The following is a 19678-nucleotide window of genomic DNA, read 5'->3' as shown; positions in this document are numbered from 1 at the left end:
ATGCGACATTTAGAGTGCGACCGCTCCGTGAGAGGCGGCCCGAATGCACCAAAATGTCGGGAAGGACGGCGTGTTTGCTCAGCTATAATAGTCTTGCAATGACCGGACTTCAAGCTGATCCGGTTTTATCGCCGCAATTGCGGCCGCCACCGCATTAGAAGCCGTAGCCGTAGTGTAGTACGGAACCTTCTTCTCAAGCGCGGTCGCGCGGATCGATTTGCTGTCGAGAAGCGACTGCCAACCCTCGGTCGTGTTGAAGATCAACGCCACCTCACCGTCGATGATCTTGTCGACGATGTGCGGCTGCCCCTCGGCCACTTTGTTGATGTGTTCCACCGCGAGGCCCTGCTCGGCGAGATAGCTTTGTGTGCCGCCCGTCGCGATCACCTGAAAACCTTGCTCGATCAGGCTCTTAACAGCAGGAACGATCACCGGCTTGTCGGTGTTCTTGACCGAAACGAACACCGTGCCACCTTCGGGCGGCGTCATCCCTGCACCTAACTGAGATTTCAGGAAGGCCGCATCGAACGTCATATCGATGCCCATCACTTCGCCGGTCGATTTCATCTCGGGGGTAAGGATCGGATCAGCGCCAGGGAAACGGCTGAACGGGAAGACCGCTTCCTTGATCGCGATGTAAGGCAGATCTCGCTTGAACGGCTCAAAGTCGGCGAGCTTTTCACCCGCCATTACGCGTGAGGCGATTTTGGCGACCGGTTGGCCAATGGCCTTCGCGACAAACGGGACGGTACGGCTTGCCCGCGGATTGACTTCGATCAGATAGACTTCGCCATTTTTGACCGCGAATTGAACATTCATAAGACCGCGCACACCCAGCGCCGTGGCCAGCGCATCTGCCTGACGCTCCATTTCTTGAACAATTTCAGCCGGCAGGGAATAGGGCGGCAAGGTGCAGGCACTATCGCCGGAATGCACGCCGGCCTCCTCGATATGCTGCATGACGCCCGCGATCCGCACTTCATCGCCGTCGCATAGCGCATCGACATCACACTCGATTGCGTCACGCAGGTACTGATCGACCAGCACAGGGCTGTCACCAGAGACATTCACGGCGGTCTTGATGTAGTCATCCAGCTGCGCTTCGGAATCGACGATTTCCATCGCCCTCCCCCCAAGCACGTAGGATGGACGCAGCAGAACGGGATAACCGATCCGCGCGGCGACGGCAGCGGCTTCGTCGCGGCTATAGGCGATGCCATTGTCCGGCTGCTTCAGCTTTAGCTTGTCGACCAGCTTGGCAAACCGCTCGCGGTCTTCAGCGAGGTCGATTGCATCTGGCGAGGTTCCAAGGATTGGAATGCCTTCATCTTCCAGGGCCTGTGCGAGCTTCAGCGGCGTTTGCCCGCCAAACTGCACGATCACACCCGCCAAGGTGCCTCGAGACATCTCCACACGCAGGATTTCGAGCACATCTTCCCCGGTAAGCGGCTCGAAATAGAGCCGGTCGGATGTGTCGTAGTCGGTCGAAACGGTTTCGGGGTTACAGTTGACCATAATCGTTTCAAAGCCCTGCTCGGCAAGCGCGAAACAGGCGTGGACGCAGCAATAGTCGAACTCGATACCCTGACCGATCCGGTTGGGCCCGCCGCCTAGGATGACGACTTTCTTGCGGTCGCTCGGGTCAGCCTCGCATTCGGGCTCGCCAAAGCTCGGGGCTTCGTAAGTCGAATACATGTATGGCGTGATTGCTTCGAATTCGGCGGCGCAGCTATCGATCCGCTTGAACACCGGCAACACGCCAAGCTTGCGGCGCAATGCGCGCACTTCCTCTTCGCTGGTCGCCCCGGCCATCGCTTGCAGCGCATCATGCAGCAGACCCGAGCGCTTGGCCTGCGTTTCCGCCATTCCTCCCGCAACACCGACAGAACGCACGGCGAGCGTCGCCAACCGCTTGTCCGAAAAGCCCATAGCCTTAAGTCGGCGCAATCCTGCGGCATCGTTGGGTAGACCCTCTGATGCAATCTCGGCCTCCGCGGCTATAATCGCCTCAATCTGACGCAGGAACCACGGGTCATAACCCGTAACGTTCTGGATATCCTCGACGCTGAAGCCCTCGCGGAAGGCCTGCGCGACCTTCAAAAGCCGGTCCGGCGTGCGGCGGGAAATGGCGGCGGTGATTACCTCGCGCGAGACACCTTCAAGTTCGGTCACGCGGTTGAACCCGTCGAGGCCGGTTTCCAGCCCGCGCAGTGCCTTCTGCATCGATTCCTGAAAGTTCCGGCCAATCGCCATGACTTCACCCACCGACTTCATCGCCGTCGACAAAGTGGCCTCAGCACCCTTGAACTTCTCGAACGCGAAGCGCGGGATCTTGGTGACGACATAGTCGATCGTCGGCTCGAAACTTGCCGGGGTCGCACCGGTAATCTCGTTCGTGATCTCGTCGAGTGTGTACCCAACCGCCAGCTTTGCAGCGACGCGCGCGATTGGGAAGCCCGTAGCCTTCGAAGCCAGAGCTGAAGAGCGCGACACCCGCGGGTTCATCTCGATCACGATCAGACGGCCGTCTTTCGGATTGACCGCAAATTGCACGTTCGAGCCGCCAGTCTCGACACCAATCTCGCGCAGCACATTCAGGCTGGCGGTCCGCATGATCTGGTATTCTTTATCGGTCAGCGTCAGCGCCGGGGCGACCGTGATCGAGTCTCCGGTATGCACGCCCATCGGATCAACGTTTTCGATCGAGCAGATGATGATGCAATTGTCCGCTTTGTCGCGGACGACCTCCATCTCGTATTCCTTCCAACCGAGAAGCGATTCCTCGATCAAAACTTCGGTCGTAGGCGAGGCGTCGAGGCCCTCTGCGACGATCTTGTCGAATTCCGCCTTGTTGTAAGCGATTCCGCCGCCTGTCCCGCCAAGCGTGAAACTCGGACGGATAATCGCGGGCAGTCCCGTGCGGTCGATAAGTGCGCGCGCTTCTTCGAGGGTGTTCGCCACCCCGCTACGCGCGCTTTCCAGGCCAATCGAGTCCATCGCCTCACGGAAGCGCTGACGGTTCTCTGCCTTGTCGATCGCATCGGCCTTGGCGCCGATCATCTCGACCCCGTGCTCTGCCAGCACGCCCATCTCATCGAGCTTCAGCGCGCAGTTCAGCGCCGTCTGCCCGCCCATCGTCGGCAGCAGCGCGTCGGGCTTTTCCTTGGCGATGATCTTGGCAACGATCTCCGGTGTGATCGGCTCGATATAGGTCGCGTCGGCAAACTCCGGATCGGTCATGATCGTCGCTGGGTTGCTGTTGACCAGAATGACGCGGTAGCCCTCTTCCTTCAGCGCCTTGATCGCCTGCGTGCCCGAATAGTCGAACTCGCACGCCTGACCGATGATGATCGGGCCTGCGCCGATGACGAGGATGGAAGAAATGTCGGTGCGTTTGGGCATCGGGAGCCTTTAGTCCTCTTGTGTCTCGGCAGCGCCCGATCGGGCGCGTTGCAGGGTAATGTTGGTCAGCCGCATGCCGGCCGTCTGGCGCGCGCATCCGGAGGCAATCACGTCTTCGAGTGGCTTTGGCTGCCCACGCACGCGGTAGAGTGCGGGATTGTGGCCAAGGAAAAATGCGCCTTTTTCATCAACGGGGCTGGCCATGAAAGCTTCAATCGCGGTCGAATTCTCATTGGTCGCGGCCATGCCCCGCGAACCGGCAGTTTCATCACTACCGGGCACAATGAGTTCCTGCATCGCTTCCAGCTCCATCTTCGTAATATCGAACGTGTAAGTGGGGACGAACCGCCCTTCCGATTGCATCAAAGCCTGTTTGAACTCGAGCTTGCCCGACATTCGCTTCGCACATTCCTCGGCGGCTTCATCCCCCTCGCGCCAGTCGCTATCGTCGAACAGGGAGCAGGCTGGCAAGAGCGCAAAGCTCGCCATCACCACGTAAAGTGCAATTGTCCGGCTTGTCATTGTCGCTCTCCTGCATACCCCTTGAAAAAGCAGGATAGCTGGAAGTGGCAATGGACGTAAGGCAGCTGCTGAAAGCGGGTCGCTGCCGCTTCTATCAACCGTCGGTCCCCCAATCGACGAGGCGAAGCCCGGGGCGCTCCGATTGGCGGATGCATTCGATCTGCCCGCCCTTCAATTTGTCGTTCATGATTGCGAGCAAAGACACACCATCGGTCGCCTGCACGAGTACGGTTTTGCCGAGCCTACAGCGATCGACGATCTCCTGCAGCACTTGGAGATAGTTGGCGATGTACTGATCCGCTCCCGGCGAGCCGGGGATGCCGGCGCCAGAATGAACCTCGATGCTCCAACGCGCATGCATGGTGTCTTCGGCTTCGTCCGCGGTTTGCGCGACGGTGATTGGGGTGGTTTCGACGCTGGCATTGCTGGCGCAGGCGGTGAGTGTGGCTGCAACCGAGACTAGTCCAAAGAAGGCAAATTTACTCACTCTTCGCCTCGACCTTCTCGTTTCCCACAAAACCATACTTGGTGGCCCCTGAAAGAACCAACACCTGCAGCAGGCAGATGTTCTTCTCATAGTCACTGAAAGAATTCGGATCGTCGGGGTCGAATGACAGCGTGTCTCCATGGACCTTGATCACGCTACCAACCTCGACGCCGCAATGCTGCTCCATCGCTGGGGCGAGTGCTTCGACGCTGCCGGTGCTCTCGAGTGTTGGCGCACCTTCTAGCAGACCGTTTTCTGAAAGTTGCTTACGCGCGTCCTCTTTCAGTTGATCAACCGCTTCTCCGGCTGGCGGAGGTGGCTCGACCATCTCTACGTCCGGTTGCGCCGCGATCCAAGCCATCAGACAATCGGACTTCTCATCAGCAAAGTTGGGCTTCTCGACATAGAGATCGCGATACGTTGGATTCTCCGTCAATTCAGCTGTTTCAAAGCCGCATCCCTTTGCCGCCTCAAGAACCTTGGATACACCTGCAGTATGACTGAAACGAGCCAATCTAACTGTCGGCTCGGTATCCGCTATTCGCGGCGGCGGAGGCGCCGCCACAAGGGTAAGCGCGGACAGAAATGCGAGCATCATTCCAACTCTCCAACAGGTTTACCATGCAGAATGAAGTCGGTTGGTGCCATCGGAACTGAATCTGTTCGCCGTAAAGTTTGTCTCTTTTTCAGCCAGAGCCCAAAGCGCCACCTCTAAGTTGCGCCGAATGTACTGATAGACTCGATGCTCAGACCTAGCCTGCGGGTACCGAGTTGAGAGGTCAGAACAAAGGTGACTGGCGGCTCAGGCTAAACTACCCCGCTACTGATCAACCCCAAGGCTCTCCCATACGGCCCACGCATCAGCGAAGTCGGGCTGACCCTCTTCCGCCTGGATATACGCCCGCACCGTCACCTCGCGCTCACCCACCGTTTTCGGTATCGACAGCGCATATTCGGGACCACCCATGCCGCCTTCGATTGTCACCAAAGTGTGCGGTGCAGGATCGTCGCCTGTGGTCACCGTGCCTTCGGGCAGCGGCTTGGGATTGGACGTCCAGACGGTGATCTGGTCGACCGTGCGCAGTGCCTGCTCTGGCTGAATCTTGATGCGCCCATCCTGCGCGACCGCCACGCGCCCCTCGGGTACGCCAAACCGCAATCCGTCAAAACTCTCAGTGCGCATTTCAACCACTTTCTCCTGCGGCTCGGCACACGACGCAGAGGTCGTCAGCGCCAGGATTGCCGCGATTTCCAACAATCTTACCATGTGATGCTCGCGCCCGACATGTCGTCGTGGGCGAAGCCAACAAAGTCGCCCCAGAATGTAGTGATGTCATCCCACGGGGTCGATGTGTATTCCGCCCCCAACGCAGCAACGTTGGCGGCCGGCCATTGCGAAGCGTGCTTGGCATAGGCGGCGAAATCCACTCCCGGGAAATCTCGAACGGTGTCCGGCAGATTTGTCGCGGTCTGACTGCTGCCGAGCTTGGCCACATAGCGAATGTATTTGGCGACGGCGAAAATGTTAAATTCATCGCAGGCCAACAACGTTGCAATCTGGGTCTGAGTTAGATTTTGCCGCCGCTTTTTGGTCAATAACGCAGAAAACAAATCGGTCCGTTTCGCGGTATCGTCGCGGACCTGCCCCAGACCGATAGATGTTGTGCGCCGAGAAATTGAATGCGTAGCGGCGGTGTAGTCCATCATGTCTTCATTTCGCGACTGATCGCGTTGCTCGGCCAGAATAATCGCACCGATCACCTCCGGTGTCAGGCTGTAGAGCTTTGCAGCCGCATTCATGACGGCCGCACGCGACGGGGGACCGTTGAGATAAATTGGCGCAAATATCGTCGAAATAGGAAGACTGGTTACACGCACCGCTTGAGCAAGCCGCTCCGCGTTTGAACTTGGTACTGTGAGATTGACCAACGGATTAGAATATCGCTTTGAGACCGGACCAGAATCCGCAGGATTGGGCTTGGGGTTGGTCTTTTGCTCATAGTACACGCGCGCCTGATCAACTGTAGGGACAGTACGACCGAACACATCCCGCCCGGTTGCTCCGCTCCCGGAGAATGACTTTGTCGGACTTGTTGGAATGGTCGCGGTTGTCGATGGGCTGCCTGCACTCATTGTCAGCACGCGGTTCGCCCGCATACTGACGGCGAGATCATGGGCAAGACCGAAGGTTTGCGTAGAATTACCAAAGCGCAGTTGGAGAAGCACGGCATCTCTGTCGACATAGCGCATACCCGATAGGGCCTTCTCGATCATTGCGGCAGAGCTACCATTCGCTCGCGCCGCAAAAACCATGACCGCGTCGTACAAAGTCGGCGTCCCCTGATCCATGAAATAGCGCTGAAGAAATTCTCGCAAGAATTTCCGCATGCCAAGCTGCCTTATCGTCGCATCGAACTGACGATCGTTCTTGAGCAACGCAAGCGCATCCGATCGATCCTTGCGTGTCACCCAAGTGAATGTATCGCCGAGTTCGAGCAATTTGATCACTTGATCGCCAACAGCAGTCATATTCCGCGGCCCCTCTTGGTCTTGTTAGCGGAATATTCTTATAGTATTGATGCAAATTCTTGAAGCGGATTATTGAATTATTGGCGAAACTCTATGTGCGCCCGCGTGTCGCGCTTCATCCAAGCCCGTCAACAAACTTCTCGAACAAGTAAAAGCTGTCTTGCGGCCCTGGCGACGCCTCTGGGTGATACTGCACTCCGAATGCCGCTTTGCCCTTCACCGCGATCCCGCAGTTAGAGCCGTCGAACAGGCTCACATGGGTCTGCTCCACGCTCTCAGGCAATGTGTCCGCGTCGACGGCAAAGCCGTGGTTCATGCTGGTGATCTCGACGAGGCCTGTGGTCTCGCCCCAGCCCTCACCCACACGCTGGACCGGGTGGTTCGCGCCGCGGTGGCCCTGATGCATCTTCACTGTCTTCGCCCCCGCTGCCAGCGCGAGCATCTGATGGCCCAGGCAAATGCCGAACAGTGGCACATCGGCATCAAGCAGCGCCTTGATCACCGGCACCGCATATTCACCCGTCGCTGCCGGATCGCCCGGCCCATTGGAGAGAAACACGCCATTAGGCTTCAGCGCCACGATATCGTCGTAGCTGGTCTTGGCCGGAACCACAGTCACCTTCGCCCCGGCTCGGACGAGATTGCGGAAGATGTTGTCCTTCGCGCCGTAGTCCACCGCGACTACGTGCGGCGTCGCGTCACGCGCCGCGCGGCCATAGCCGTGACCTAACCGCCAGTATCCGCCTTCCCAGCTTTCCCGTGTCTCTCGGGTCACGCGCTTGGCGAGGTCCATTCCTTCCAGCCCCGCCCATTCCTGAGCGCGAGCAAGCAATGCATCGAGATCGAACTGACCCGAAGGCTCATGCGCAATCACCGCATTGGGCGCTCCGCTCAATCGAATGCGACGGGTTAGCGCACGTGTATCGATACCTGACAGGCCGATCTTGCCATTGCGCTCCATCCAGTCGGTGAAGCGCTCTAGAGAGCGGAAGTTTGACGGTTCAGTCACATCCTCACGAACAACGCAGCCGACGGCACTTTCGACCAGACTTTCGATATCTTCGCCATTTGTCCCGACATTGCCGATATGCGGGAAGGTGAACGTGACGATCTGCGCCGCGTAGCTAGGATCAGTCATGACTTCTTGATAGCCGGTCATCGCAGTGTTGAAGCACACTTCGCCCACCGCGCTGCCGCTAGCGCCAAAGCCCTTCCCCCAAACGGCCGTCCCATCGGCCAGAACGAGACAACCTGTCGCACCCTTGGGTTGCGCAGGACGAGAGGCAGCAGAAGCCATTCGGGGCTCTCCGAGTCAGAGGATTTCCAGCAATGTCGCTAAGTCTCACCGGCTAAGGGTCTGCCGGGGTCGCGTCAACCTAGGCGGAGAGCAAAGGATGCGTTAGAGCGCGCTGCAACACCCATCCATCCACAACAAAGATTTTCAAAGCCATGATCCGTGACGATATCAAAGCCGCAACCATCACTGCGATGAAAGCGGGCGAAAAGGCCCGCACAGCAACGCTCCGCCAGATCTCTGCCAAGATCAAAGACCGCGACATCGAGGAACGGACAAGCGGCAAAGACAATGATGACGATGCGCTAGTGACGTCTGTTTTGCAGAAAATGGCCAAGCAACGCCGCGAATCGATCGAAATGTACGAAACGGGCGGACGTGACGAGCTGGCGGCCAAGGAAAAGGCCGAACTGGCGGTCATAGACGAGTTCCTTCCTCAAATGATGTCGGAGGACGAAACCAAAGCCGCAATCGACGCGATCAAGGCGGAGACTGGCGCCTCATCCATGAAAGACATGGGCCAGGTGATGGGTGAGCTGAAAAAGCGCCACGGCGCGGTGCTGGATGGCAAGCTGGCGAGCGGTCTGGTGAAGGCGGCTTTGAGCTAAGCCAAAGTCACGCACAGATTGCTCCACAAACTCGCTTGAACCGTCGGTCAATCGGGCGCACCTTCCGAACATGACAATCACCCCGCAATGGAAGGACGAGCTTCGCGCGCGGATCACGCTGTCGAGTGTGATTATGCGCACCGACAAGCTCACCAAAGCGGGGCGTGAGTGGAAAGCGTGTTGCCCGTTCCATGACGAGAAGACGCCAAGCTTCACGGTCAACGATCAGAAGGGCTTTTATCATTGCTTCGGCTGCGGAGCGCATGGCGATGTGATCAGTTGGATGACCGAACAGCGCGGTTTGTCTTTCATCGACGCGATCAAGGAATTGGCGAGCGAAGCCGGTATGGAAGTCCCGGCGCCCGATCCGGTTGCAGCCAAGCGTGCAGAAAAGCGTGCCGAGCTGGTCGATGTCACCGAAGCAGCACAGCAATGGTTCGTCCACAATCTGCGCTCCGATGTTGGACGCGAAGCGCTCGATTATCTGAAGAACCGCGATCTGAAGTCGGAGACCCTGCGCGAGTTCGGCTTTGGCTATGCTCCTGAGAGCAAACAGGCTCTCCCTACCGCTATTCCTAGTTTCGACGAAGCCATGCTGGTTGAAAGCGGCATGCGGATCGCAACCGACGATGGCACGAAATATGACCGCTTCCGTGGCCGTGTCATGCTGCCGATCCAGGATGCGCGCGGTAGGGTGATCGCATTCGGCGGACGCATTCTCGGCAAGCGCGAAGGCATTGCCAAATATCTGAACTCTCCCGACACACCTTTGTTCGACAAGGGCCGCACGCTTTACAACCTCCACCGCGCCGCACCCGCGTCGCGCCAGTCTGGCCGTGTGATCGTGGTCGAAGGCTACATGGACGTGGTCGCTCTCGCCCAGGCTGGGTTCGAGGATGCGGTCGCTCCCCTCGGAACCGCACTCACCGAAATGCAGCTGGAAATGCTGTGGCGCATGGTCGAACGGCCGGTTCTCTGTTTCGATGGCGACGCCGCAGGGCAACGTGCCGCCATGCGCGCCATCAGCCGCGCGCTGCCGATGCTCGCCCCCATGCGCTCGCTCGCGATTGTGCAACTGCCCGCCGGACTTGATCCCGACGACCTGATCAACAAGCGGGGCGTCACTGCGATGGAGAAACTCCTCGCCGAGCCAACTTCGCTGCTGGATATGCTGTGGACCTTCGAGCGCGACGCACAATCGCTCGATAGCCCTGAGGCAAAGGCTGGCCTCAAGGCGAGGCTGATGGAACATGTCGCTACGATCCAGGACCGCGATATTCAGGCGCTCTACCGCCGCGAGTTGCTCGATCGCTTCTCGGCATTTGCCTACCCGCCCCGCCCTCCGCGCGACCAGACAAAGCGCGGCCCGTGGCGCCCCGGCGCAACTACTCAACGCGGCCTTTCCAGCGGTGCTCGGGAAGTTCTTCAACGCGCCATGTCGGGCGGCCAGCGTTCGGATTTCAAAGGGGCTGTATTGGCCGGTTTGGTCCGACATCCAGACCAGATTGAACGCCACGCAGAGGCCCTGATCAGGCTCGCAAAACTCGACCGAGAAGCCGCACCTGCAATCGAATCGCTGATAGAGCTGTCGGAGAGGCTTGATTCGCGCGGCGAAACCGCCATATCTGGCGAGCAAGGCTATCCTGCCCCACCGGACGATATTCGTTACGCCTTCCTCAGAGAAGGCACACCAACCGGTGAAGCGCGCGAGGAACTGGCCGAAGCTGTATCGCTGCTGGTTGAGAAACCGGCGCTCGAAGCCGCTATGGCGGCGACGATTGCCAGGTTTGACGAGGACCCTGAAGGATCTTTCGCGGAACAGACCAGACTACGTGGACAGCTCACGACAGTTGACGAGCGCTTGAAAGCTTTTGGGCGCAGAAAGGCCGCTTCGGCGACCGACCAGGACAAGGCCGCTGCAGCGGCTGAGACAGAATTAACATCGGCGTCGGCGGATACATCCGAAGGCGACCCGGAAACGGATTGACGAGTTTACATGGCCTCGACCGCAAAAACCCAAGATAAAGAAGACGCTCCACTGATCGACCTCAATGAGGCTGCAGTGAAGAAGCTGATGACCAAGGCGAAAAAGAAGGGCTACATCACATATGATGAGCTCAACGAAGCCTTGCCATCGGGCGAGATGAGCCCCGATCAGATCGAGGACATTCAGACCGCGCTTTCCGAAATGGGCGTGCAAATCGTCGAAAACGACGAAGAAGCCGAGGCCGAAGCGGAGCAGGAAGCCGAAGTCGAGGAAATGCAGGTCGGCGAAGCGGCCAAGAAAGACACAAAGAAAGACACCAAGGCTCCCGCCGCCAAAAAGACCGGCACCGGTGAGCGAACCGATGATCCGGTTCGCATGTATCTACGCGAAATGGGCGCGGTTGAGCTGCTCAGCCGCGAAGGCGAAATCGCGATTGCCAAGCGGATCGAATCCGGCCGCGACATGATGATTATGGGTCTGTGTCAGAGCCCGATCACCTTCCACGCCATTATCCAGTGGTCCGAAGCGCTCAACGCCGAAGACATGCAGCTGCGCGAAATCCTCGATCTCGACGCAATGCTTTCCAAGGAGCCTCCACCTGACAAGATGGAGGAGGAAAACGAGGACGACGACGGCGAGATCTCTGAAGAAACCGCTGGTCCGACCATCCGCGACGATGACGAGGATGACGACAGCGACGACGAGAACGCAGAAAGCGAAGACGGCGAAGAAGGCGAATCCAAGAAGGATGAAGAAGAGGAAGAGGACAACACTCTTTCGCTCGCGCAGATGGAAGCCGCATTGAAGCCTGACGCGATCGAGCGGTTTGCGCGCATCACCAAGCTGTTCAAGACCTTTGAGAAGCTGCAGGCCGAGCGGGTCGACACCCTTGCTGCGGGCGGCGAATTTCCGAAGGCGAAAGAGAAGAAATACGAAACGCTCGGCGATGAACTCACCGCCGAGGTTGAGAGCATGCAGTTCCACGCGACCAAGATCGAATTCCTGGTCGACAACCTCTACGCCTTCAATCGCCGCCTCACTGCACTTGGCGGCCAGATGCTGCGCCTTGCCGAACGCCACAAGGTGAAGCGGATCGACTTCCTGAAGAGCTATGTTGGCAACGAGCTGGACGACAGCTGGATCAAGGCCAATGCGAAGAAGGACAAGAAGTGGGCCTCTTTCGCAGACAAAGAGGCCGCCGCAATCGAGCGCATCCGCACCGAAATCACCGACATTGCCGCCAACACCGGCATGGCACTGCCCGAATTCCGCCGCATCGTGAATATGGTGCAAAAGGGTGAGCGCGAAGCGCGTATCGCGAAAAAGGAAATGGTCGAGGCGAACTTGCGTCTCGTGATTTCCATCGCCAAGAAATACACCAATCGCGGCCTGCAATTCCTTGATCTTATTCAGGAAGGCAATATCGGTCTGATGAAGGCGGTCGACAAATTCGAATACCGCCGCGGCTATAAATTCAGCACTTACGCAACTTGGTGGATCCGTCAGGCGATCACCCGCTCGATCGCCGATCAGGCGCGCACGATCCGTATTCCGGTCCATATGATCGAGACGATCAACAAGCTGGTTCGCACGAGCCGTCAGTTCCTGCACGAGGAAGGCCGCGAGCCGACACCTGAGGAAATGGCAGCGCGGCTTTCGATGCCGCTCGAAAAAGTTCGCAAGGTGATGAAGATCGCCAAAGAACCGATCAGCCTCGAAACTCCAATTGGCGACGAGGAAGATTCGCATCTCGGTGATTTCATCGAAGACAAGAACGCGATCATCCCCGTGGATGCCGCAATTCAGGCAAACCTCAAGGAAACCGTCACCCGGGTGCTCGCCTCGCTCACTCCGCGTGAAGAACGCGTGCTACGCATGCGCTTCGGCATCGGGATGAACACCGACCACACTCTGGAAGAGGTCGGCCAGCAATTCTCGGTGACGCGTGAGCGTATCCGTCAGATCGAAGCGAAAGCGCTGCGCAAGCTGAAGCATCCATCGCGGTCGCGGAAGATGCGGTCGTTCCTGGATCAGTGACAGTTCTGCGCAACTTGCTCGCCTCGGTCGCTTTGGCTTCAGGATTCGCCGGTCCTGCCTTCGCCGAAGAAACTGCTGTATCGGCAGCTGCATCGTCGGAACAGATACGCCTTGACCTAGCGAACGAGATACTCGCGATCTCCTATCCCGAAGAAACCCGCGAACCGATGTTCCGAGCCGTAGCCGAGCAAATGGAAGCGCAGGTGCTGCAATCGCTCCGCGACCAGATCAATGATGACGGTGCCGTGGCGATCATAGAGGACTGGCAGAAGGAAACACTCGCGGAAACGAATGTCATCCTGAAGGAGTCGATCCCTGACCTGATGGACAGCTGGGCAAAATCATTCTCGAAGATCTACTCTGAGCAGGAACTTCGCGACATTTTGGCCTTTGTGTCGACCGACAGCGGTAAGAGCTTCATGCTCAAGAGCGCGGAGGTTCTTTCGCACCCTGATTTCGCTGCCGCCAATCAGCGGCACATAGACAAAACTCTGGCACTCGTAATGGACCGGATGCCTGATCTAATGACTCGGATCGTTGAGTATCGCAGCGGTTCAACCGAAGAAGGCGTGAACGAAGAGTAGCCTTCGGAACAGCAACTAAAGTCTGGCGAGGGGCGCAGCGATGCCTTCGGTAAATAGTCCAACAACCATAGCCATCGTCAGTCAAAAGGGCGGCTCCGGAAAGACGACCCTCGCGGTCAATCTCGCCACCCGCGCTGCGCAGGCTGGGCATGAGAGCTGCGTGATCGACACCGATCCGCAGGCGACCGCTGCCGCTTGGTCGGACTGGCGCGGAGATTATCTGCCAGTGGTCGTCACAAGCCCCCCTGCCCGGCTTGGTCGCACGATCGAGAGCGCGCAAAAGAACGGGGTCGACTTCACTGTAATCGACACGCCGCCACATGCGGACGCGGCCGCTCGCGAAGCGATCAAACTTGCCGACTTGGTGCTCATCCCTACTAAACCGCGCGCTTTCGATCTGCACGCGCTTGAACCGATTGCCGATCTCGTCGAATTCGCGAAGAAGCCCGCTTACGTCGTCCTCAATGGAGTGCCGGCAGGCGCAACCGTGTTGACCAAGGATGCGCGCAAAGCCGCCAAGGCCATGGGCCTGAAAATCTGTTCGGTCGAACTGGGTGACCGCGCCGCATTCCATCGCTCCAGCGCCAAGGGAGAAACCGCTGCCGAAATCGATCCGGAAGGCAAGGCGGCCAAAGAGATCGAAAAGCTCTGGAAGTGGCTGGGCAAAAAGCTCGCCTGACGACGCGACCCCACCGTAGAAAAGCGGCCATCGCGGGGTGGAGAGAATCGCTTCACATCACTATGTAGCCCCACATGCGCATTGCTATTGCTTCCGATCACGCCGCGACCAACCTTAAAGCGCAACTCGCCGAATGGTTGATGGATATTGGCCACGAAGTTGCCGACCTGGGCCCCGATGAGGGCGAGAGCGTCGACTATCCCGATTACGGCTATAAACTGGCCGAAGTCATTGCCGATGGAACCGCCGAATTTGGAATTGCCCTGTGCGGATCGGGCATCGGGATATCGATCAGCGTGAATCGCCACCCCGACGTACGCTGCGCTCTTGTGTCAGAGCCGCTGTCCGCCGCCCTCGCGCGCGAGCACAATGATGCGAACGCAATCGCCATGGGTGCTCGGCTGATTGGCATCGAAATGGCCAAGTCTTGCGTAGCTACATTCCTGGACACCGAATTCGCCGATGCCGGTGATCCGAGTGGCCGCCATCAGCGCCGCGTTGCAAAACTCGGCAAACCGCCCGTTCTGCCCGATCATATCGAGACCCATCAATGAGCACTCAGCCCTCCGACGTTGTGAACCCTATGGACGGGTTCTGGAATGACGATCTTGCCGCAGCCGATCCGGAAATTGCCGCCGCGATCGACAGCGAACTCGCCCGCCAGCGCGACAAGATCGAACTGATCGCCAGCGAAAACATCGCGAGCCGCGCCGTGCTCGAAGCCGCTGGAAGCGTTTTCACCAACAAATATGCCGAAGGTTATCCGGGCAAGCGCTATTATGGCGGCTGCGACTATGCCGACGTTGTCGAAATGCTGGCAATTGAACGAGCCAAGCAATTGTTCGGGTGCAACTTTGCCAACGTGCAGCCGAACAGCGGTAGCCAGATGAACCAGGCAGTGTTCCTTGCGCTCCTTCAGCCGGGTGACACGTTCATGGGGCTCGATCTGAATTCAGGCGGACACCTCACACACGGTTCACCGGTCAATATGTCGGGCAAGTGGTTCAACCCGGTCAGCTACGGCGTGACCGAGGGCGACGAGCTGATCGACATGGACGCGGTCGCTGCGACTGCGCGTGAACATAAGCCCAAGCTGATTATCTGCGGCGGAACCGCCTATTCCCGCACATGGGATTTCGCGGCTTTCCGCGCGATAGCCGACGAAGTTGGCGCCTATTTGCTGTGCGATATGAGCCACATTTCAGGCCTCGTCGCTGGCGGCGCGCACCCCTCGCCCTTCCCGCATTGCGACATCGTGACCTCGACGACGCACAAAAGTCTGCGCGGCCCCCGTTCTGGTATCATCCTCTGGAATGATGAGGCGCTCACCAAACCGCTGAACATGGCGGTGTTCCCTGGTCTGCAAGGCGGGCCGCTTATGCACATCGTCGCGGCCAAGGCCGTAGCCTTCCGCGAGGCTTTGCAGCCGGAATTCAAGACTTACGCACACCGCATCGTCGAAAACGCCCGCGCACTTGCCACCAGTCTCGAAGAAAACGGCCTTCGGATCGTTTCTGGCGGAACGGACAATCACTCGATGCTGGTCGATCTGACGGCGAAAGATGTGACCGGGAAAGCAGCCGAAGCAGGGCTCGACCGCGCATGGCTAACCTGCAACAAGAATGGCATCCCGTTTGACACGCGTTCGCCCTTCGTCACCAGCGGCATACGCCTCGGTACACCAGCGGGCACGACACGCGGTTTCGGCCCGGTCGAATTCCGCCAGATCGGTGCACTCATCGCTGAGGTGGTCGATGGCCTTTCGAAGAACGGCCCGGATGGTGACGGGCAAGTCGAAGAAAGCGTGCGCTCGCGCGTCGCCGCACTTTGCAGCGCGTTCCCGGTCTATCCGGGCTTATGAGCAAACGAGGAGCCGCGCCCCAATGAACGACCTTAAGCCAGACGAAGAAAAAGACTGGGTTGAAGACGCGAAGACCGAGATATCGGAAATGGCGAAGGATGGCCCGGATCATCCGTCAACCAAGCCGGTCGTTATTGGAGCGGTGATCGGTGCACTCGTCGGTGTTATTGCATTCGATGGAGCATGGTTTCTAGGTCTGATCGTTGGCGCGGCTATCGCTCTGTATATGAGAATTAAGAAGTAACTTACTGAATGCGCTGTCCCTTTTGTGCAAATGACGACAGTCAAGTCAAAGACAGTCGTCCGACCGAAGACGCCACGGCCATTCGCCGTCGGCGGCAATGTGCCTCGTGCGGCGCTCGCTTCACGACCTTCGAGCGAGTGCAGTTACGAGAGGTCGTGATCGTAAAGTCGGGCGATCGGCGGGAAGCATTCGATCGCTCAAAGCTTGAACATTCGGTGACGCTCGCCTGCAGAAAGCGCGGTGTAACACAGGATCAGATCGACCGACTGGTCTCCGGCATTCAGCGACAGGTCGAAACCGCTGGCGAAGGCGAGGTTCCTTCGACCAAGATTGGCGAGCTGGTGATGGATGGGCTGAAGCAGATCGACAGCGTCGCCTATATTCGCTTCGCCAGCGTTTATCGCGATTTCTCCGAGGCGCGCGATTTCGAGGAATTTGCCAGCACCGTGCAGGAAGCGGCGAAGGACTGAAGCCCGCATGTCTGCGCCCAACAAACCGATCATCGTGCTTGTTCGCCCGCAATTGGGCGAAAACATCGGCAAGGCCGCGCGCGCGATGCTTAATTTCGGACTCACGGAAATGCGCATCGTGAACCCGCGCGATGGCTGGCCCAACCCGTCTGCCGGGCCGTCGGCGGCCGGTGCAGACATCGTTCTGGATCAGGCGCAGGTCTTTGATACCACCGCTGAAGCCGTCGCGGATTGCGAGCACATCTACGCGACCACCGTCCGCAAGCGCGGCGTCACGAAACCAGTGGTGGGACCGGATGAAGCCGGAAAACTAATGCACAGTCAGGCAGGGCGACACGCGATCCTGTTCGGGCGGGAGGCTTCGGGTCTCGAAACAGAAGATGTTGCGCTCGCCCGCCATATCCTGACGGTTCCGATCAACCCGGAGTTCGGTTCGCTCAACCTCGCACAGGCGGTGATCCTCTGCGCCTATGAATGGTCGAAGCAGGCTGAGCTGGTGCAACCCACGGCCGAAGAGGGGTTACTTCCCCCTGCCTCGCAGGAAGAGCTCGACGGTCTGATCGCCCATTTCGAAAAACTGCTCGCACCGCGTGGATACTTTTTGCCTGAGCCTCGTGCTGATGCAACACGCAGAACGTTGCGAAGTGTCCTGACCAAACCCGGATGGAACCACTTAGAAGTGCGAACACTCCGCGGTGTGATGACCACGCTGGGACGTGGCCCCCGAGAAGAAAGCTAAACACATTCAGCCTAGGTTATTTGTGCGATTGTAAGACCAATCCGGTGCCCAACTATGACAAACGTCGGCATCCAGTGGACATCCGCCAAGCTCGCCGCTAGCTCCTTAGCACCCCTCTTTCCAATCCATGTGAGATCATTGATGAAATTTGCTCTTGCCGCTGTTGTGGCCTCTTCCGCTGCGCTGTTTGCTTCCGCTCCCATCCTCGCCGGTGAGCCAGACAAAGAAAAGACTGAAAAGGTCGAAGAGGCAAAGGAAGAAAAGAAGATATGTCGACGCATCACAGAAGGCATGGGCAGCCGAAAGAAGGTGAAAGTTTGCCTTACGCGTGATGAATGGAAAGCCTTCAATTCCGAGCAGCGTCGCCGCAGCAACTGATCGCATCAGTTTCGTCTGTACCTTGACGGCATGCTTGACTGGGCACCCATTCCTGTTAATGGGCGCGCTTCGCAAATTGGCTCCGCACCCCGGTGAAGCGGTGGCCGCATCCAGCATATAGGCTGGGTGGAGCGATGCCGGGTTAGATGGTCGCCACTGGGGCGGCTCAGCAAATTTGAAGGAAAGACTTATGTCGAAGCGCAAGAGCGCCAAGTACAAGCTCGACCGCCGGATGGGTGAAAACATCTGGGGTCGTCCAAATTCTCCAGTCAACAAGCGTTCCTACGGCCCCGGCCAGCACGGTCAGCGCCGCAAGAGCAAGATGAGCGACTTCGGCCTGCAGCTGCGCGCCAAGCAGAAGCTCAAAGGCTATTATGGCGACGTGACCGAGAAGCAGTTCCGCTCGACCTATAAAGACGCCACCCGGATGAAGGGTGACACCGGCCAGAACTTGATCGGCCTGCTTGAGCGCCGTCTCGACATGATCGTGTACCGCGCCAAGTTCGCTCCGACGATCTTTGCTGCGCGTCAGATCGTGAACCACGGTCACATCTATGTGGACGGCGTGAAGTGCAACATTCCGTCACGTCGCTGCGATGTGGGCGCAGTCATCAGCCTCGGCAGCAAGGCCAAGGAAATGGCGCTTGTGATCGAAGCACAGAGCCTGCCTGAGCGTGAAATTCCCGACTATGTTGTTCCAGAAGGCAACGACAAGGTCGCTTTCACCCGCGTACCGAAGCTCGACGAAGTGCCGTATCCGGTGACGATGGAACCGAACCTGGTGGTTGAATTCTACTCGCGTTGATCCCGAATACCCATACTCAAGATTGGGGCGGTCCTTAGGGGCCGCCCTTTTCATTTGCAGCGATGAAGCCCACACCATTCTCAGGAACGGAGACTGATTGATGAGAGTGCTGTTACTCGACGGACACCCAGACGAAGGGCGCTATTCCTCAAGTCTGCTCGACCACTACAAACGGTCGTTACCGAGTACAGCGCAGGTTGAATATGTTGCATTGCGAGAGCTTGCCTTCGACCCCAACCTCAAACACGGTTACAAAAAACGTACCGAGTGGGAGCCTGACATCCAGCGACTGGCTGCACAATTTGACGACTGCGATCATCTCGTGGTTGCGTTCCCGATGTGGTGGGGAAGCGAACCGGCGATGCTGAAGGGACTTTTGGACCGACTGTTCCTGCCCGGTTTCATGTTTTCCTATCGCAAAGACAGTTCGTTGTGGGACGGGCATATGCAAGGGCGTTCAGCAGACGTCATCGCGACCATGGACACTCCGGCCTTGTTCTTATGGCTGGTGTACGGAAACGCACTGATCAAGCGCTGGAAAGGTCAGGTCCTTGGCTTCGTCGGGTTCAAGCCAGTTCGTGTGCTTACCTGCGGACCAATCAAGAATGGCGGGGCAGAGAAGAATAACTCGAAGTGGAAGGGAAAGATCGAAAAAATGGCACGTTCGATCCGACCCAAAGCTCCTGAGACTAAAGAGCCGCGGCTGGAGCGGTTTCTCAACAGGTAGCCAAATCAGTCCCTGACCCGGTCCCATTCGACGAATTCGTAAGCGATCGATCCTTCGACAAGTCGCTCCCATACGTCCGCAATAACATCTCCAGGGATGCCGCGCCTTTCGGCTTCGGCGACGGCGGCATTAATCACGCTAGCCTTTCGCTCTTCATCGCGCACCGTCTCGCGGCTTTGCTTGATGCGAGCGGCGGCCCGCATATAGCCGAAGCGCCGCTCCAACAGCTCGATAAGCTCGCGGTCGGTCGCATCGACGCCGGCACGCACATCGAGCATATCTCGGCAATCTTCAGGGGCTTTTATCGTCTCTGACATGGGCGCGC

At 58.2% G+C, this 19678-nt stretch carries 21 protein-coding genes; 13 read left to right on the top strand and 8 right to left on the bottom strand.

Going from position 1 to position 19678, the window contains the following annotated elements; translation table 11 throughout:
- Nucleotides 1-78: 78 nt before the first annotated feature.
- From carB to carA, 7 genes are all read right to left on the bottom strand, one after another.
- Nucleotides 79-3402 (bottom strand): carbamoyl-phosphate synthase large subunit, encoded by a 3324-nt coding sequence (gene carB / locus Q0837_RS05685; protein WP_298466306.1) that lies wholly within the window; start codon nt 3400-3402, stop codon nt 79-81.
- Between the two features lie 9 nt (nt 3403-3411).
- Complete coding sequence (locus Q0837_RS05680; RefSeq protein ID WP_298466304.1) at nt 3412-3924, bottom strand: hypothetical protein; 513 nt, start codon at nt 3922-3924, stop codon at nt 3412-3414.
- 94 nt (nt 3925-4018) lie between these two features.
- Nucleotides 4019-4411: a hypothetical protein gene (locus Q0837_RS05675; RefSeq protein ID WP_298466302.1), complete on the bottom strand. Its 393-nt coding sequence runs from the start codon at nt 4409-4411 to the stop codon at nt 4019-4021.
- Complete coding sequence (locus Q0837_RS05670; RefSeq protein ID WP_298466300.1) at nt 4404-4847, bottom strand: hypothetical protein; 444 nt, start codon at nt 4845-4847, stop codon at nt 4404-4406. The genes Q0837_RS05675 and Q0837_RS05670 overlap by 8 nt, the downstream gene beginning before the upstream one ends.
- 384 nt (nt 4848-5231) lie before the next feature.
- Nucleotides 5232-5678, bottom strand: coding sequence for a Tsi3 family protein (locus tag Q0837_RS05665; protein WP_298466297.1), 447 nt, complete (start codon nt 5676-5678; stop codon nt 5232-5234).
- Entirely contained in the window at nt 5672-6685 is a 1014-nt protein-coding gene (locus Q0837_RS05660; protein WP_298466295.1) for a hypothetical protein, read from the bottom strand. The genes Q0837_RS05665 and Q0837_RS05660 overlap by 7 nt, the downstream gene beginning before the upstream one ends.
- A gap of 370 nt (nt 6686-7055) precedes the next feature.
- On the bottom strand, nt 7056-8237 hold the full coding sequence (gene carA, locus Q0837_RS05655; protein WP_298466293.1) for a glutamine-hydrolyzing carbamoyl-phosphate synthase small subunit: 1182 nt from the start codon (nt 8235-8237) through the stop codon (nt 7056-7058).
- 152 nt (nt 8238-8389) lie between these two features.
- Between carA and Q0837_RS05650 the strand changes: the two genes are divergently transcribed.
- From Q0837_RS05650 to Q0837_RS05590, 13 genes are all read left to right on the top strand, one after another.
- On the top strand, nt 8390-8842 hold the full coding sequence (locus Q0837_RS05650; RefSeq protein ID WP_298466291.1) for a GatB/YqeY domain-containing protein: 453 nt from the start codon (nt 8390-8392) through the stop codon (nt 8840-8842).
- A gap of 70 nt (nt 8843-8912) precedes the next feature.
- A complete protein-coding gene (dnaG, locus tag Q0837_RS05645; protein WP_298466289.1) occupies nt 8913-10829 on the top strand; it encodes a DNA primase in 1917 nt (638 codons plus the stop codon).
- Nucleotides 10830-10838: 9 nt separating this feature from the next.
- Nucleotides 10839-12866, top strand: a complete 2028-nt coding sequence (gene rpoD, locus Q0837_RS05640) for an RNA polymerase sigma factor RpoD (protein ID WP_298466287.1) — start codon at nt 10839-10841, stop codon at nt 12864-12866.
- Nucleotides 12863-13450, top strand: a complete 588-nt coding sequence (locus tag Q0837_RS05635) for a hypothetical protein (RefSeq protein ID WP_298466285.1) — start codon at nt 12863-12865, stop codon at nt 13448-13450. The genes rpoD and Q0837_RS05635 overlap by 4 nt, the downstream gene beginning before the upstream one ends.
- Nucleotides 13451-13490: 40 nt before the next feature.
- Entirely contained in the window at nt 13491-14129 is a 639-nt protein-coding gene (gene parA, locus Q0837_RS05630) for a ParA family partition ATPase (protein WP_298466283.1), read from the top strand.
- Nucleotides 14130-14203: 74 nt separating this feature from the next.
- Nucleotides 14204-14683: an RpiB/LacA/LacB family sugar-phosphate isomerase gene (locus Q0837_RS05625; protein WP_298466281.1), complete on the top strand. Its 480-nt coding sequence runs from the start codon at nt 14204-14206 to the stop codon at nt 14681-14683.
- Nucleotides 14680-15990 carry a serine hydroxymethyltransferase gene (gene glyA, locus Q0837_RS05620; protein WP_298466279.1) on the top strand — a complete coding sequence of 437 codons (1311 nt, stop codon included), beginning with the start codon at nt 14680-14682 and terminating at the stop codon, nt 15988-15990. Before Q0837_RS05625 ends, glyA begins: the two co-directional genes overlap by 4 nt.
- Before the next feature lie 22 nt (nt 15991-16012).
- Nucleotides 16013-16234: a hypothetical protein gene (locus Q0837_RS05615; protein ID WP_298466277.1), complete on the top strand. Its 222-nt coding sequence runs from the start codon at nt 16013-16015 to the stop codon at nt 16232-16234.
- A gap of 8 nt (nt 16235-16242) precedes the next feature.
- Nucleotides 16243-16704 (top strand): transcriptional regulator NrdR, encoded by a 462-nt coding sequence (gene nrdR / locus Q0837_RS05610; protein WP_298466275.1) that lies wholly within the window; start codon nt 16243-16245, stop codon nt 16702-16704.
- Between the two features lie 7 nt (nt 16705-16711).
- Nucleotides 16712-17443, top strand: a complete 732-nt coding sequence (locus Q0837_RS05605; RefSeq protein WP_298466273.1) for an RNA methyltransferase — start codon at nt 16712-16714, stop codon at nt 17441-17443.
- A 141-nt stretch (nt 17444-17584) separates the two neighbouring features.
- Entirely contained in the window at nt 17585-17821 is a 237-nt protein-coding gene (locus Q0837_RS05600) for a hypothetical protein (protein ID WP_298466271.1), read from the top strand.
- Nucleotides 17822-18011: 190 nt separating this feature from the next.
- Nucleotides 18012-18626 carry a 30S ribosomal protein S4 gene (gene rpsD, locus Q0837_RS05595; RefSeq protein ID WP_298466268.1) on the top strand — a complete coding sequence of 205 codons (615 nt, stop codon included), beginning with the start codon at nt 18012-18014 and terminating at the stop codon, nt 18624-18626.
- Nucleotides 18627-18726: 100 nt separating this feature from the next.
- Entirely contained in the window at nt 18727-19353 is a 627-nt protein-coding gene (locus Q0837_RS05590; protein WP_298466266.1) for an NAD(P)H-dependent oxidoreductase, read from the top strand.
- A gap of 5 nt (nt 19354-19358) precedes the next feature.
- Here the strand turns inward: Q0837_RS05590 and Q0837_RS05585 are convergent, their stop codons facing one another.
- On the bottom strand, nt 19359-19670 hold the full coding sequence (locus Q0837_RS05585) for a chorismate mutase (RefSeq protein WP_298466264.1): 312 nt from the start codon (nt 19668-19670) through the stop codon (nt 19359-19361).
- Between the last annotated feature and the right edge of the window lie 8 nt (nt 19671-19678).

It is taken from the genome of uncultured Erythrobacter sp. (assembly GCF_947499705.1).
Taxonomy (GTDB): domain Bacteria; phylum Pseudomonadota; class Alphaproteobacteria; order Sphingomonadales; family Sphingomonadaceae; genus Erythrobacter.
Note: the sequence above shows the minus strand (reverse complement) of the source record. Positions and strands in the feature narration are given on the sequence as shown.